General features: G+C 68.0%; 14 protein-coding genes. 7 read left to right on the top strand and 7 right to left on the bottom strand.

From position 1 onward, the window contains the following. Nucleotide 1: 1 nt before the first annotated feature. Nucleotides 2-697 carry a class I SAM-dependent methyltransferase gene (locus KIH31_RS15890; protein ID WP_214428118.1) on the bottom strand — a complete coding sequence of 232 codons (696 nt, stop codon included), beginning with the start codon at nucleotides 695-697 and terminating at the stop codon, nucleotides 2-4. Beyond that, on the bottom strand, nucleotides 694-1,830 hold the full coding sequence (locus KIH31_RS15885) for a type III polyketide synthase (protein ID WP_214428117.1): 1,137 nt from the start codon (nucleotides 1,828-1,830) through the stop codon (nucleotides 694-696). The genes KIH31_RS15890 and KIH31_RS15885 overlap by 4 nt, the downstream gene beginning before the upstream one ends. Nucleotides 1,831-2,010: 180 nt before the next feature. Here KIH31_RS15885 and KIH31_RS15880 point away from each other — a divergent pair, with 180 nt between their 5' ends. After that, nucleotides 2,011-2,178 (top strand): hypothetical protein, encoded by a 168-nt coding sequence (locus KIH31_RS15880; protein ID WP_214428116.1) that lies wholly within the window; start codon nucleotides 2,011-2,013, stop codon nucleotides 2,176-2,178. A gap of 66 nt (nucleotides 2,179-2,244) precedes the next feature. Here KIH31_RS15880 and KIH31_RS15875 read toward each other — a convergent pair whose 3' ends face one another. Both KIH31_RS15875 and KIH31_RS15870 read right to left on the bottom strand, forming a co-directional pair. Next, complete coding sequence (locus tag KIH31_RS15875) at nucleotides 2,245-2,583, bottom strand: hypothetical protein (protein WP_214428115.1); 339 nt, start codon at nucleotides 2,581-2,583, stop codon at nucleotides 2,245-2,247. Between the two features lie 52 nt (nucleotides 2,584-2,635). After that, entirely contained in the window at nucleotides 2,636-4,036 is a 1,401-nt protein-coding gene (locus KIH31_RS15870) for a M20/M25/M40 family metallo-hydrolase (RefSeq protein WP_214428114.1), read from the bottom strand. A gap of 110 nt (nucleotides 4,037-4,146) precedes the next feature. Here KIH31_RS15870 and KIH31_RS15865 point away from each other — a divergent pair, with 110 nt between their 5' ends. Both KIH31_RS15865 and KIH31_RS15860 read left to right on the top strand, forming a co-directional pair. Continuing rightward, the gene (locus KIH31_RS15865; RefSeq protein ID WP_214428113.1) at nucleotides 4,147-4,482 is read left to right on the top strand and encodes a hypothetical protein; all 336 of its coding nucleotides are present in this window, start codon (nucleotides 4,147-4,149) and stop codon (nucleotides 4,480-4,482) included. A 54-nt stretch (nucleotides 4,483-4,536) separates the two neighbouring features. Beyond that, complete coding sequence (locus tag KIH31_RS15860; RefSeq protein ID WP_214428112.1) at nucleotides 4,537-5,031, top strand: ferritin-like domain-containing protein; 495 nt, start codon at nucleotides 4,537-4,539, stop codon at nucleotides 5,029-5,031. Between the two features lie 7 nt (nucleotides 5,032-5,038). Here KIH31_RS15860 and KIH31_RS15855 read toward each other — a convergent pair whose 3' ends face one another. Beyond that, entirely contained in the window at nucleotides 5,039-6,103 is a 1,065-nt protein-coding gene (locus KIH31_RS15855; protein WP_214428111.1) for a sodium:calcium antiporter, read from the bottom strand. A gap of 219 nt (nucleotides 6,104-6,322) precedes the next feature. On the opposite strand from KIH31_RS15855, the gene KIH31_RS15850 reads away from it, so the two are divergent. Continuing rightward, nucleotides 6,323-7,024 carry a PAS and ANTAR domain-containing protein gene (locus KIH31_RS15850; protein ID WP_214428110.1) on the top strand — a complete coding sequence of 234 codons (702 nt, stop codon included), beginning with the start codon at nucleotides 6,323-6,325 and terminating at the stop codon, nucleotides 7,022-7,024. A gap of 34 nt (nucleotides 7,025-7,058) precedes the next feature. On the opposite strand, the gene KIH31_RS15845 is transcribed toward KIH31_RS15850, so the two are convergent. Further along, entirely contained in the window at nucleotides 7,059-8,216 is a 1,158-nt protein-coding gene (locus KIH31_RS15845; protein ID WP_214428109.1) for a S1C family serine protease, read from the bottom strand. 47 nt (nucleotides 8,217-8,263) lie between these two features. Further along, nucleotides 8,264-11,563 carry a DEAD/DEAH box helicase gene (locus KIH31_RS15840; RefSeq protein WP_214428108.1) on the bottom strand — a complete coding sequence of 1,100 codons (3,300 nt, stop codon included), beginning with the start codon at nucleotides 11,561-11,563 and terminating at the stop codon, nucleotides 8,264-8,266. Nucleotides 11,564-11,763: 200 nt separating this feature from the next. On the opposite strand from KIH31_RS15840, the gene KIH31_RS15835 reads away from it, so the two are divergent. From KIH31_RS15835 to KIH31_RS15825, 3 genes are read left to right on the top strand one after another with little or no spacing between them, the layout of a single operon-like run. Then, the gene (locus KIH31_RS15835; RefSeq protein WP_214428107.1) at nucleotides 11,764-12,444 is read left to right on the top strand and encodes a haloacid dehalogenase type II; all 681 of its coding nucleotides are present in this window, start codon (nucleotides 11,764-11,766) and stop codon (nucleotides 12,442-12,444) included. Then, the gene (locus tag KIH31_RS15830; protein ID WP_214428106.1) at nucleotides 12,441-13,253 is read left to right on the top strand and encodes an alpha/beta fold hydrolase; all 813 of its coding nucleotides are present in this window, start codon (nucleotides 12,441-12,443) and stop codon (nucleotides 13,251-13,253) included. Before KIH31_RS15835 ends, KIH31_RS15830 begins: the two co-directional genes overlap by 4 nt. Then, nucleotides 13,250-13,981, top strand: coding sequence for a hypothetical protein (locus KIH31_RS15825; RefSeq protein ID WP_214428105.1), 732 nt, complete (start codon nucleotides 13,250-13,252; stop codon nucleotides 13,979-13,981). Before KIH31_RS15830 ends, KIH31_RS15825 begins: the two co-directional genes overlap by 4 nt.

Genomic DNA, 13,981 nt, shown 5'->3' with positions numbered 1-13,981 from the left:
CTCATGCCCCCGCGGGCTGGTGCACGAGCAGGGTACGGAACGGAGCCAGGCGGCGCGCGGACCACCCCTCGGGGGCCGCGCGCTCCAGCTCCTGCACCGTGTAGCTGCGGCGGATCGAGGTCAGCCCGTCGCGCCGGATGAAGGATCCCCGGAACGGCAGGGCGCCGAGGAAGAAGAGCAGGTAGGCGGCGGGGGAGCGTTCAATGTCGTTGTGCAGCGCCAGCCGCCGGCAGAGCTGCTTTGAATCGGCGAGGAGGCCGGTCAGTTCCGCGTCCCCCAGATGGTGGAGCACGTGATTGGAGACCACGAAGTCGAACGTGGCGGCTTCCTTCACCAGGTCCGCGCTGGTGGCCCTGCGAAACGTCACCGCCCCGGCTTGCGGGTGTGCGGTGGAGAAGGCGAGTGCGCGCTCATCCGGGTCAATGGCGGTAACGGCAAGCTCGATTCCGTCGCGCGCCGCCCAGCGGACAAGATCGAAGGCGACGTCGCCGCCGCCGCACCCGACGTCGAGCAGCGAGCAGGGCCGGCCGGGAACCATGGCGGGGCGGAGCCATTTCCTGTAGATCGTCCGCCACCGGGCGATGGGCCGGTTCACCAGCCGGAACTGCGCGTAGGTTCTCGCCAGCAGCCGGGGATCGCAATCGGGCTTGTCCATCTCCTCAACGGCGTCGAGAGCTCTGTTGCGGAGCAGGATCATCTGCCCGGGGCGATCTTGGTGAACAGGCCGGTCTCCACGGTCAGGCCGGGGCCGAACGCCATCGCGCAAATGGGTTCGTCCTCGCGGCCGGGGTCCTGTTCGAGGATGTGCTTGAGGACAAACAGCACGGTGGCGCTGCTCATGTTCCCGTACCGGCGGAGGGTGTCGCGGGCCGGGAGGAGCTGCTCCGCCGTCAGGCCGAGGACGGTTTCTATCCGGTCCAGGATGCTGCGGCCGCCCGGATGGATGGCCCAGTGCGGGATGTCGCTGTGCCTGCCGGAAGCGAAGGCCGGGCTGCCCGCCAGCAGCGGTTCCAGGGCGCCGGTGATGTGCTCCTCGATGATGTGCGGCACGTAGGTGCCCAGCACCATCTCGAAGCCTTCGTCGCCGATGTTCCACGCCATGGAATCCTCGCCGACGGGCGTGAGGGTGGTGGCGAAGGCGTCCAGCCGGATGGCCGGAGCGCCGGGCGGGAGCTGCCGCGCCGTGACCACGGCGGCTCCGGCGCCGTCGCCGAACAACGAGGAGCCCATGATGGTGTCAGGGTTGTTGGAGCTGCGCACGTGCAGGGAGCACAGCTCCGCTGCCACCACTAGGACGACGGCGTTCGGATCCGCATCGCAGAAGGCTTTCGCCGCCCGGAGGGCGGGGAAAGCGGCGTAACAGCCCATGAAGCCGAGGTGGTACCGCTCCACGGCCGGGTCCAGGTTCAGTTCCCGCACGATCCGGTAGTCCGGCCCAGGGTTGAAGAACCCTGTGCAGGAAACGGTGACGACGTGCGTCACGTCCGCAGCCTCCACCCCCTCGCAGGCGGCCAGCGCCCGCGCCGCGGCGTCGACGAAGAGCTTTGTCGCCTCCGTGGCAAAGAGCTCGTTCCGGACCTTGGTGCTCGGGCTCAGCAGCAGTCCCGACCCGGCATCGAAGAAGACAGGGTTGTCGCTGTGCCGGGCCAGGCTCATTTCCTCCACAGCCGTGTAGCGGGTGTCGATCCCGGACCCGTCGAAGCACGTCTTCACGAGGCGTGCCCCCAGCCGGGACAGCCCGGGCTGCGCGGCGAAGACGTCCCGCACCTCGTTCTGGGTGAGAGTGGTGGCGGGAACCGCCGTTTCCAGTGACCGCAGCATGGCCGGCATGGTCAACTCCTAGAGCATCTGGTGGTGAAAAACAAGGGCAAACAAGGGCAGTCGTCGCCCGGGCGGGCTGTCCGGCGGGCCGCCCACATGGCCGGGGCGGTGGGGTATCCACGGCAGGGAAGCAGGACGTAGGCTTCCGGCATCGGTATCGGGAATGATTGCCGCAAAGGAGTGCCCAGCATGAATGATCCCCAGGAACCGGCACCGGACGAGCGGGTCCACAGCGAGGCGCCCGCGGAGGGCGACGAATCGCAGGACCCCACGGACACGAGGAGCAGAGCCGAGGAGCCCGCGGAAGGACCGGACCGCGGGGACGAGGAAAAACCCGCCCCGGACACCGGCAGCTGAGGCCCCGGCGGCTGAGGCCCCTGCAGAAAAAGCAGAGTCCGGGCGTTCGGTGCGTGCGGGCACGGGCTACGAAGCTTCGAGGCCGTGCCCGTGCGCCAGGTGCGCTTCGTGCAGAATCCGCTCCTCGTCGCTGATGTGGTGGTGCACGCGGAGCGGCAGCCCGTGCCGCCACGCCTGCGCGATGACGGTGTCGAGGTAACAGCGCTGGAAATAGTCGATCAGATGCCCGTTCCCGACCGTCCCGGCGCAGTACACGTGGTTGGCCTCCGGATAGTCGAGGAAGATCGCGATGTAGCTGTATTCATCGTCGAGATAGACGCTGTAGGAGGGGTCTTTGAGGATGGCGAGGCCAAGACGCACGTCCGCGTCCGTCCCGTAGGTCGTGAAGCTGTAAGGCAAGTGCACCGGCTCTCCTTCGAACGGATCGGCGTCCTATGCCGAAAAACTATCAGCAAGCTTATGATTTTGCGAGAGCGAGTTGGGCCAGCAGGAGCGTCTCGGCGAGGATGGACCGGCGAAACTCGCCCAGATGAAGGGACTCATTGGCTCCGTGCGCCCGGGTGTCCGGATCTTCAGCGCCGGTGATCAGGATCTGGGCCTGCGGGTAGCGCTCGGCGAGGGCTGCCACAATGGGGATGGAACCACCCACCCCCATCAGGACCGGAGCGGCGTGCCAGGCCTCCCGCATCGCCCACAGGGCGCCACGGACGGCCGGCGAGGTGGTGTCCGCGGCAAAGGGTGAACTCGCACGCCCCGGAGTGAAAGTGACTTCGGCGCCCATCGGGGTGTGTGCCTCGATGTGCGTGCGCATCGCCTCGAACGCGTTCCCGGGGCTGTCGCCCGGCGCCAGCCGCAGGCTCACTTTGGCGCGGGCCGAGGGGATGAGTGTATTCGAGGCCACCGCGACGGCCGGAGCGTCGATGCCGGTAATGGCCAGTGCCGGCTTGTTCCACAGCCGCGCCGTGATCGGCCCGGTGCCGGCCAGACGGACGCTGTCCGGGATGCGGGCGTCCAGCCGGAAGGATTCCTCCGTCATGTCCGCGTCCACCGTGTCGCTTGATGCCAGCCCGTCGACGGCGACCGCGCCGGTGGCGTCGTGGAAGCTGGCGATCAGCTGGGCCAGCAGCGTTACCGCGTCGAGGGCGGGGCCGCCGTAGGTGCCCGAATGGAGTCCGTGGCCCAGGGCCCGCAGTTCGATCGTGCCATCGATGAGCCCGCGCAGGCTGGTGGTGAGCGCCGGAACGCCTACCTGCCAGACCCCGGAATCGGCCACGACCGCGACGTCGGCGCGAAGGGCTGCCTCGTGGTCGTCCAGGAAGGCGGCCAGCGATGGTGAGCCGGCTTCTTCCTCGCCCTCGACGAAGAGGGTGACGCCGAGCCCGACGTCGTCGCCCAGGACCTGGGTGAGGGCCCGGAAAGCGGCAAGGTGTGTGATGATTCCCGATTTGTCGTCCGCGACCCCTCGTCCCCACAGCCGGCCGTCGCGCTCGACAGCGGCGAAGGGCTCGCTCTCCCATTCGGCGCGTTCCCCGGGCGGTTGGACGTCGTGATGGGCGTACAGCAGCACCGTCGGCCACCCGGGCTGTGCGGGCTTGCGGGCGAGGACGGCCGGGCTCCCGGGCGTGCCGTCCGCCGTGGCAGCAGCGAGGATCCGCACGTCGGACAGCCCGGCCGCCGCGGCGAGGCCGGCCACCAGGTCGGCGCTCAGGCGCAGCTCGGACGGGTCGAAGGCCGGCCATGCGATTCCCGGCACGGCCACCAGCGTCTTCAGCTCCTGCAGGGCCAGGGGAAACCCTTCGTCCACGCTGCGCGTGAGCGCCTCGACCGGGACGGAAGGTTGTGACGGTGAAGGCTCCATGCAGGAGAGCCTAGCTTCCGCCGGAGCGGTGAAGGTTGCGCCGGGGACGCGCCACCACAAGAATGAGAAGCAAGCTTACTATGTGGAACCCAACCTGAGGAGTCGCCGGCATGGACCAAAGGGAGGCCCCGATCCTTGACGGACTCGTCGAGTATCACAAGCTCGACCGGTACGGCTTCACGCCGCCGGGCCACCGCCGGGGCAGGGGAGCGGACCCGCGGACCGTCCAGACGCTCGGCATCGACACCTTCCGTTCCGACGTGCTGGCCACGGCGGGTCTTGATGACCGGTCATCCTCCGGAGCGCCGGGTGTTCCGGCTGTGGTTCCCGGCGAACGGCTGAACGACGGCGTCCTGGAGTACCTGCGGACCGGCTCCGAAGCCGGCATGGTGCTCCCGGACCCGGCGGACCCCGACTTCAATACAATCCGCGTCGTGCAGGAATAGATGTCGTGCAGGAATAGACCCGGTCCCGGCAGGGCCCGACCAACAGGAGGAACAATGTTTGAACATCTGGAAACACCCGAACAGCTCTTCATTTTCAAGCTGGGATCGGCGATGACGATGGAGAAGGACTCGCTGCACATGCTGGAGGATCTGGAGTCAGAGGCGCAGCGGGCGGACCTGAAGACGCTTTTCCGCGAGCACGCGGGGGAGACGCGGCAGCAGATCGCGAACCTCGAGCAGTGCTTCTCCCTGCTGGGCCAGCCGGTGCACGAGTCGCCGTCGCCGACCACGAAGGGCCTGGCCAAAGAGGGAAAGGCCACGCTGCGCAAGACCGACGCCGGGCTGGCCGACGTCGTCGTCCTCTCCGGTGCGCTTGAGACGGAACACTACGAAACGGCGGTGTACGAGGGGCTCATCACGAGCGCCGATGCCCTTGGACAGCCGGCCGTCGCGCAGCTGCTGAGGCAGAACCTCGACCAGGAGATGGCCGCGATCGTCAAGATCCAGGAAGCGGCGAAGCTCGTGGCCGGCCAGCCCAAGGGAGACTGACCGCCGCCTACCCCGTGGAGGCGACGGCGAACAGGCCGGCGACGCCGAGGATGTACAGGATGAGGACAATCAGCGAATCGGTCCCCATCCCCAGGACCTTCTTCCGGGGCCGGAACACCAGCCCGAGGATGTAGGTCAGGGTCAGCAGGATGGCCAGGGCCGTGAGGTAGATGTCCGTGGCCTGCGCCTGCGGCAGGACGGGCTTTCCGGAGATCAGGACGGCGACGAGGAAGAGCACCGGCAGGAAAGCGTTGCCGCCGAAAATGTCGCTGAAGGCGAGCTTGTAGTCCCCCTGCTTCACCGACGCCAGGCCGGTGGAGATCTCCGGGAGCGAGGTCGCCAGCGCCAGGAACGTCGCCCCGAACAGGACGCCGGAAAGACCGATGTGGCCCGCGATCGCGTCCCCGCTGCGTTCCAGGAGCACGCCGGCAGCCAAGGTCACCGCCGCAGCGATGAGGAAGATGGTCAGGGCCTTGCCGGTGCTGGGCGCCTTCTTGTTCTTCGAGGAGGCGTCCTTGCTGTGGCCGCGGGGCTTGGCCTGGCTGCCCGGCGCCTCTCCTGCTTCGTGCCACGGCAGCGCTTTCTGGGAGCGCTTGACCAGGATCAGTCCGAGCACCCAGATCAGCGTAATCAGCACCGCGGCCGGCGTGAGGCGGAAGGCGACCAGCGAACCGGGCATCTGGCTGCCGGCGATGACGACGCCGAGCACTCCGATGACGGTGATGGCCTCGATCACCAGGGACAGCGACGCCGCCCGGTAGCTCAAGGGCTCACTGCCCTTGGTGCCGAAAAGGTCGAGGATGACGAGTACGACTGTCTGGACGGCGATACCACCCAGAATGTTGCCCACCGCCACCCCGACGTTGCCGGAGGAGGCGGCGGTGACGGTGATGGCTATCTCCGGCAGGTTCGTCGCCACCGCCAGGAGGATGAGGCCGCCCAAGGCGGAGCCAAGATGCAGCCGCACATCGAGGATGTCGGTCTGTTTGGACAGCTGGATGCCGGCGACCCAGATGGCAGCAGCCGCGGCAACAAAGATCAAGAGCAACAACGCCAGTGGCAAGGATTCCACCTGCGCCCCCTTCACGGTCAAATGGTGGGCAGATACGGCGGCAGTGCCACCGGTTGTTCCTCTAGAATAACTTGCTTTAGCGCAAACAACAGCCTGCTTATGGTTTTCTCTACTCGATGCCGGAAACCGTGCCCGTTTAGTATGCTTCCAAAAAAGAGTCAGCGGATGCGGTTAAGAAGGGGCCGCACCCGACATAAGTACGTGCACGAAAGCAGCATCATGACGACCGACGCCACCACGAACTCCTTCAACGGCAAGAGCAAGGGGGAACCGCGCGTAGACACCTTCTCAACCGTATTGGGCCGCAATGACCACCTGCGCGCTGGCGTTTTTACCTACTTTCCCGAGTCCGACGCGTGGGAGTGGTCGGACGAGATGTTCGAGATCCACGGCTACGTCCGCGGCGAGGTGGTCCCCAGCACGGAGCTCATCCTGGCCCATGTCCATCCCGAGGACCGTGAATTTGTCTCCGAGTTGGTGTTGAGATCGCTGCGGAGCGGCGAACCGTTCAGCGACTACCGGCGGCTGGTGGACTCCAACGGCGTTGTCCGGCAGGTGATCGCCACCGGGTGCGGCCTGCACGACGCGCACGGGCGCGTGGCGCGCATGCAGGGGATTCTTACCGAGCTCACCTCCACCGTGCATCTGGAGTCGGACAACCTGGCGCGGGAAGCCGTCCAGCGGTCCGTGCAGCACCGCGCCGCCATCGAGCAGGTCAAAGGCGCCGTCATGGGCAGGCTGCGGGTCGGGCCGGACGCCGCGTTTGCGCTGCTGTCCAAGGCGAGCCAGCGGCTGAACCTGAAGGTGAACGAATTGGCGGAAGGGCTGGTCCTGTCGCTGCAGGACCCGAAGGATCAGACCTTCGAGGACCTCATCCGCGAGATGCGGCCGCCGCTCGAAATGCTTCCCGCGGAGGACTAGCGCCCGCTCTAGCTGCCGGCGCTCTCTCCAGGCTCTAGCCGCCGGCGCTGTTGCCGAGGGTGACCGAGACGGTCTTGGTGCCCGAGCCGCGCCGGACGGTCACATCCACCCGCTGCCCCGGGTCGTGCTGGCGGAGGGCGGCGAGCAGGTCGGTGACGCTGCTGACCTTTGTGCCGCCGAAGGAGATGATGATGTCGCCGGCCGAAATGCCGGCTTTCGCGGCCGGTCCGCCCGAGCTGACGTCGATCACCAGTGCACCCTCCGTCGCGGAGAGATTGAACTGCTGGGCGATCTGCGGCGTCAGGTCGGTCGGCACGACACCGAGCAGGGCGTGCTTGACGGTCCCGTTCTTGAGCAGCTGCTCGGCCACGTTCGTGACAGTGGTCGACGGCGTCACGAAGCCGATTGCCACGGCCCCGGAACTCGGCGGGATGTAGGCCTCGGACAGGCCGATCACCTTCCCGTCAGGGCCGACGACGGCGCCACCCGAGTTGCCGGGGGAGATCGCCGCATCGGTTTGCAGCAGGTCAAGGGATCCGCTGGGTGACTCCTGGGATGGCGGCATGTTCCGGTGCAGGCCGGACACGATGCCGCTCGTCACCGTCTCGGTCAGCCCGAGCGGCGTCCCGATCACCACGGTGAGCGAACCGACTTCCGGCTCCGCGGTGGCGAAGGTTGCGGCCGGCAGACCGGTCCGCTTCGCCTTGATCACGGCGACGTCGGTCGGGTTGTCGACGCCGACCACCGTTGCGTCCGCCTGGCTGCCGTCCGCGAACTGCACCTGCACGGTCCTGAACGGCTGCTTCTGCTGGTCCTCCACCACGTGGGCGTCTGACAGGATGGTCCCGTCCGCCCGGTAGACCACGCCGCTGCCCAGGCCCTCATCCGTGCGGATCGTCACCACGGACGGTTCGACATCCTTGACGATCTGCGGGATGGAGACGGTCCCGGAGGATGAGCCTGTGCTGCCCTTGGCTGCGCCGGACGGTTTCGTGGCCGGCGCCGAGGCCGTGCCGGTGGCTGCAGGTGCGCCCGTGGCCGTCCCAGCCGAAGCTGAAGAGGTGTCCTGCGGCCCGGCAGGCTGGGGCGCGGTGCAGGCCGTCGCTGAGAGCAGCAACCCCGCGGCGAAAGCGGCTGCTGCGGCAGCGGGCCGGCGGCGGAACGTGATGGGGGAGGGACGGCAGGTGTCCATGTCTCAGTGCTACCACTCACTCCGCCCGGCCGGTAGAGGTAGGCCTGCTACACCTCCAGCAGCCCGCGGATATCCTCGGCGGTGAGCGCTGAACTGAACGCGGCGTCGTCGTCCATCACGGAGCTGAAGAGCTTGGCCTTTTGTTCCTTCAGGGCCATGACCTTTTCCTCGATGGTTCCCTTGGCGACCATCCGGTAGACCATGACGTTGCGCGTCTGGCCGATCCGGTGGGTGCGGTCCACCGCCTGGGCCTCGGTGGCAGGGTTCCACCACGGGTCCAGCAGGAAGCAGTAGTCCGCCTCGGTCAGGTTCAGGCCGAACCCGCCGGCCTTGAGGCTGATCAGGAACACCCCGGCGTGGCCGGACTTGAACTTCTCGATGACCTCCGCCCGGCGCCGCGTGGAGCCGTCGAGGTAGGTGTATTCGACCCCTTCGGCGTCCAGCCGGGCGGCGGCCTTCTTCAGGAAGGAGGTGAACTGGCTGAACACGAGCGCGCGGTGGCCCTCGGCGAGCACGTCCTCGAGCTGCTCGAACAACGCATCCAGCTTGGCGGACGGCACCCCGTCGTACGCCTCATCCACCAGCGACGCGTCCAGGCTCATCAGCCGCAGCAGGGTGAGGGAGCGGAAGACGATGAACCGCTGCCGGTCCAGGTCCTCGAGCAGGCCCATGATCTTCTGCCGCTCGCGCTGCAGGTGCGTCTGATAAATCTTCCGGTGCTTGGGGCCGAGCTCCACTTCGAGCACCTGCTCCTGCTTCGCCGGCAGCTCCTTGGCGACCGCCTCCTTGGTGCGGCGCATCATCAGGGGCCGGATCCGCCGCCGCAAGGTCGCCAGCTTGCGCTCATCCCCGTTGCGCTCGATCGGCCTCTGGTAGTCCTCGGCGAACAGCCGGGCGGACGGGAACAGGCCCGGGGCGACGATCGCGAAGAGGGACCACAGCTCCATCAGGTTGTTTTCCATCGGCGTGCCGGTGATCGCGAGCTTGAACGGCGCGTCCAGGTCCCGGGCGCATTGGTGCACACGCGTGCCCTTGTTCTTCACGAACTGGGCCTCGTCCAGGATCAGCCCGTCCCAGCCCAGCGCCCGGTACCGGTCAAAGTCCAGCCGGAACAGCGTGTAGGAGGTGACGACGACGTCGGCCCCTGCCACCGCGTCGGCCAGCGGCACCTTGCCCTTGGTGGAGCTGTCCGAGACGGTGACGACCTTCAGATCCGGCGTGAAGCGCTGCGCCTCGGAGGCCCAGTTCGGTACCACCGACGTCGGAGCGACCACGAGGAACGGGCGCGGGGCGGCTTCCCGCTCAACCTCCCGCGCATGCGAGAGCAGGGCCAGGGTCTGCAGCGTCTTGCCGAGGCCCATGTCGTCCGCGAGCACGCCGCCGAGCGAGTGCTCCCAGAGGAACGCCAGCCACTGGTAGCCCTCCAGCTGGTAGGGGCGCAGCTCCGCCTTGAGCCCGCGCGGCAGGGCAGCGGCGCCGAGGTGCACCCGGTCCGAGGAGGCGAAGTCCAGCAGCCCCTTCACGGACTGGCGCCAGGCCTGGGCCTGCACGGTTTCGCCCGCGAGTTCCTCCAGTTCCTCCCAGAGCCCGGCCTGGTAGCGGCTGATCCGGGGTCCGGTTTCCCACTCCTGCAGCTCGCGCGAGTCCTCGATCAGCCGGTTCAGCTGCTGGAACTCCGGCCGGTTGATGGAGAAGTACCGGCCGTCCGTGAGCAGCACCTTGGATTTGCCCTTGGCGAGGGCCTTGAAGATGTGGTCGAAGGGGATCGATTTGCCGCCGACCTTGACCATCACACCCAGGTCGAACCAGTCCCGGCGGTCGGATTCGACGGTGCTGATCACCAGCTGGGGTTCGTCGGTCAGCTCGCGGTAGTCCGGCCGCTTGCCCTTGATGTCCACCCGCACGCCGTCGAGCTTCTCCAGCAAGGGGATGGAATGCTCGGCAAATTCTGCGGCGTCCAGGTCCTCCAGGGTGCGCTGGCGGACGTCGGCGCCGCGCAGTGCCCGGGACACCGAGGCGAGCACCGCCGTTTCCGCTGCCGTATCCCGGTAGCCGGTGTCGCCGGCTGCGGCGAACAGCGGCTTCGTGTCGACGGCCGCGCCGTGCCGGTACTCCCAGGACCAGTCCAGCGTGAGGGTATGGCCGGCCTTGAACTTCGCGGTGAGCACGAGCAGCGGAGGAGCGAGCTCCGGGAAGCTGACCGAGCCGTCGCTGCTGGTCACGGCCAGCCGCTGCTGCAGCACCGGGTAGTAGCGCTCCAGGAAGGTCCCGGCGTCCTCGGCGGGAACAGTGACGGGCCGGGGCTGCTCAATGAGCTGCTCGTCCTGTTCTGTCAGCGGGCGCACTGTCGGGGCGAGCGTGACCACCGGGTCAGGTTGCGGCCGGTAAGTGTAGACGCCGTGGTTCCCGGTCAGTCCGGCGGACTCCAGCGGGTGCTGTGCGCCGTCGATGGTGAGGACGGGCGTCAGCTCCAGCCCGGCGTCGTCCTGACGCGCATCCATGCCCAGCACTGCGCGCTCGCCGACGACGACGCTCAGGCTCTTCTTCGCCCCGACGAACGCGATGCCCAGCCGTTGCGCGTCGGCCAGCAGTTGCCAGAGCAGCGGGTTGGCGAAGTCGTCGAGGTAGAGCCAGGAGTCGTTTTGGCCGAAATAGGTGATGCCGGTGCCCCGGTGCAGCGAGGGGAACTGGGAGAACCAGCGGTGCTGCTCCGGGTCCAGCTTCAGCCCGTAGGTCTGGTACCCGATGCTGCCCCAGGACAGGTTGTTGCGGACCCAGTTGCCCTTGGCGCCCGGCACCACTGGCCGCACGCCGAGCTGGTAGTGGTGGCGCTTGGCGGCCCGCTTCAACGGGGAGGCCCCCCAGCGGCCCGACCGGGCCGTGCCCAGATCCCGCAGGTCGAACTGCAGACCCAGCGGAGTGACGGACCTGCCGGACGGCTCCGGGGCGGTGGCGGGAGAACCGATCAGGCCGTCCAAGGTGCGCTGCCAGTCGGTCCCGGAGGGTGCGGTGGCGGCGGAGAGCAGCCCCTGGCGCTGGCGGACATGCTCCAGATTCGAGGCCGTGACCGCCGCAGCGACGTGCTTGCAGCCGTAGCCCACCGGGCAGGTGCAGGTGTCCCCGGCCATCCGGTAGCCCTCGCCCCGGTGGACCAGCTGGACCCGCACGTGGTACGGCGTGGGAGCCGTTCCGGAGACCCGGGCGTCGAGGAACCCGGTGGTCTCATCCCAGTCAAGGCTGGCGACGGCACCCTCCCGCGTGTAGGCCCTGCCCCGGTGGTACGCGGTGGCGCCGACCATCCTGATGAGGTCGTTGACATCAACGAGAGGATAGGCGGGCCCGGACATGGTTTCATGCTCTCACGGAGCCCCGACACGGCGGGTTTCGGGGGCGGCTATGTGGATGCCGCCAACTCTGCCCGCCGCCAACTCTGCCCGCGAATCGCCCGGACAGGGCCCGGAATCCGCCTTCCGCAGGGGGCAGCGTCAATCGGCGGGCAAAGTTGCAGGGCTAGGCTGGTCACGGACCCCAATGTGAGGAGCTCGACATGGCCAGACCGTCCGTCATCGTCTTCGACGTCAACGAAACCCTGTCCGATATGTCCCCGCTCAGCCACCGCTTCGCAGAAACCGGAGCCCCCGCGGAGCTGGCCAAGCTGTGGTTCGCCACGCTCCTGCGGGACGGCTTCGCCCTTGCCGCAGCAGGGGACGCGCGGGGATTCGCCGATATCGGCCGCAACGTGCTCATGGACCTGCTGCCCGAGGAGGGCCTGACCATGGGCAAGGAGGAGGCAGCGGACCACGTCCTCGCAGGCTTCCAGCAACTGGCACTGCAGCCGGACGTCGCCGGCGGCGTCTCGGCGCTGCAGAACGCGGGCTACCGGCTCGTGACCCTCTCGAACGGGTCGGCGCAGGTCGCCGAGCAACTCTTCTCCTCCGGCGGGATCCGCGACCGGTTTGAGCGCCTGCTCTCGGTTGAGGACGCCCCGGCCTGGAAGCCCGCGCCGTCGTCGTACCGCTACGCCGCGGAGGCCTGCAGTACTGCGCCGGGGCAGATGCTCCTCGTTGCGGTGCACCCCTGGGACCTCCATGGTGCTGCGCGGGCCGGTCTGGGCACGGCGTGGCTGAACCGGACCGGAGCGGCGTACCCGGGGCATTTTGCGGCCTCGGATATTGAGATCACAGCGCTCACGGAGCTGCCCGCCGCGCTGGAAGGGCACACCCGATGAACCGGCAAGAGGTGACAGTCAACGGGACGGAACTTTCCTATCTGGTCTCCGGCGACGAGGGCGCGGCACCGCTGTTGCTGCTGCACGGAACGTTCTGGAGCCGGGTCTGGCAGCCGGTGATGCCCGCCCTCGGCACGGTGAGGCGGTCGATCGCGCTGGACCTTCCCGGCTTCGGGCGCAGCGGCGGCGAACTCGACGTCGAGCATGCCACAGTCCCCGCACTCGCCGCAGCAGTTCTTGACGCAGCCGACGAACTCGGGATCGGAGAGTTCGACCTCGCCGCGCACGACATTGGCGGCGGGATCGCCCAGCACCTCGCGGCCACGAGCGGGCGCGTGAAAAGCCTCGTCCTGATGAACTCCGTGATGTTCGATTCCTGGCCGGTGCCCGCTGTCGAGAAATTCCGGAACCCGGAGGTAAGGGCGGCCACCAGCGGCGAGGAGCTGCTCAGGGCGAGGGAAACGTCGACCCGCGGCGCCGTCGCCCGGCCGCTCAGCCAGGAAGAGGTCGAGGACTATCTCTCGCCGTGGCAGGACCCGGCGCGGCAGCGGTCGTGGATGGCGATGGCAGCAGCGGCGGACCCGCACTTCACGCTGGACCTGGTTCCTGCGCTGCAGAAGGCGGCGATACCGACCCGTCTGGTCTGGGGCCGGGACGATGAGTACCAGAAGCTCTCCTTCGCGGGCCGGTACGTCGAAGAGATCCCCAACGCCGACCTGACGGAAGTCCCCGGCAAGCACATCCCGACCGAGGATTCGCCCGAGCAGGTAGCAGAAGCGATCATCACCCACCTGGAGGCACACCAATGAGCGACCCCGACATCAGGTTCTACTTCGATCCGGTCTGTCCGTTCGCCTGGATGACCAGCAAATGGGTGCGCATGGTCGCCCGGCAGCGCGATTACGCGGTGGAGTGGCGGTTCATCTCGCTGCGGCTCATCAACTCCAACGTTGACTATGACGCGCAGTTCCCGGAAGGCTATGAAGCCGGGCACACCGCGGGCCTGCGCCTGCTTCGTGTCGCCGCCGCGGTGCGCGCGGACCACGGTCCGGAAGCGGTGGGCGCCCTCTACGCAGCACTTGGCGCGCGGATTTTCGATTCGGAGCCCGACACCAGCCGGGACACCCCCGAACTGGACCACCGCGGCACCCTCGAGTTCGTCCAGCCGGCACTGGCCGCCGCCGGCCTTGATCCGGTGCATGCTTCTGCGCTCGAGGACAAGTCGTGGGACGCGCTGATCCGGGCCGAAGGGGAGGAAGCGCTCGCGCTCACCGGGAAGGACGTCGGCACGCCGATTCTGCACTTCGAGCCGCCCGCCGGGGTCGCGTTCTTCGGGCCCGTGATCAGCCGGCTGCCCCGAGAGGAAGACGCCGCGGAACTTTGGGACCACGTCGTGGGCTTGGCGCGCTTTCCCGGGTTCGCCGAGCTGAAGCGCAGCCTGCGGGAGCGCCCCCAACTGCGCAGCTTCGGCGTCACGGAGGATGAGGCCGGGCTGCAGGAGGACTGGCATGGCGGCAGTCGCCGCACCCACAAGTAG

This window comes from Paenarthrobacter sp. DKR-5 (assembly GCF_018531425.1).
Taxonomy (GTDB): Bacteria; Actinomycetota; Actinomycetes; order Actinomycetales; family Micrococcaceae; genus DKR-5.
The sequence above is the reverse complement of the archived record's forward strand: the minus strand, read 5'-3'. Positions and strand labels throughout refer to the sequence as shown.

Excerpts from the sequence above, each read along its gene's own strand:
- KIH31_RS15890 (WP_214428118.1), bottom strand. The coding sequence starts at position 697 with ATGATCCTGCTCCGCAACAGAGCTCTCGACGCCGTTGAGGAGATGGAC.
- KIH31_RS15885 (WP_214428117.1), bottom strand. The coding sequence starts at position 1,830 with ATGCCGGCCATGCTGCGGTCACTGGAAACGGCGGTTCCCGCCACCACT.
- KIH31_RS15880 (WP_214428116.1), top strand. The coding sequence starts at position 2,011 with ATGAATGATCCCCAGGAACCGGCACCGGACGAGCGGGTCCACAGCGAG.
- KIH31_RS15870 (WP_214428114.1), bottom strand. The coding sequence starts at position 4,036 with ATGGAGCCTTCACCGTCACAACCTTCCGTCCCGGTCGAGGCGCTCACG.
- KIH31_RS15865 (WP_214428113.1), top strand. The coding sequence starts at position 4,147 with ATGGACCAAAGGGAGGCCCCGATCCTTGACGGACTCGTCGAGTATCAC.
- KIH31_RS15860 (WP_214428112.1), top strand. The coding sequence starts at position 4,537 with ATGTTTGAACATCTGGAAACACCCGAACAGCTCTTCATTTTCAAGCTG.
- KIH31_RS15850 (WP_214428110.1), top strand. The coding sequence starts at position 6,323 with ATGACGACCGACGCCACCACGAACTCCTTCAACGGCAAGAGCAAGGGG.
- KIH31_RS15845 (WP_214428109.1), bottom strand. The coding sequence starts at position 8,216 with ATGGACACCTGCCGTCCCTCCCCCATCACGTTCCGCCGCCGGCCCGCT.
- KIH31_RS15840 (WP_214428108.1), bottom strand. The coding sequence starts at position 11,563 with ATGTCCGGGCCCGCCTATCCTCTCGTTGATGTCAACGACCTCATCAGG.
- KIH31_RS15835 (WP_214428107.1), top strand. The coding sequence starts at position 11,764 with ATGGCCAGACCGTCCGTCATCGTCTTCGACGTCAACGAAACCCTGTCC.
- KIH31_RS15830 (WP_214428106.1), top strand. The coding sequence starts at position 12,441 with ATGAACCGGCAAGAGGTGACAGTCAACGGGACGGAACTTTCCTATCTG.
- KIH31_RS15825 (WP_214428105.1), top strand. The coding sequence starts at position 13,250 with ATGAGCGACCCCGACATCAGGTTCTACTTCGATCCGGTCTGTCCGTTC.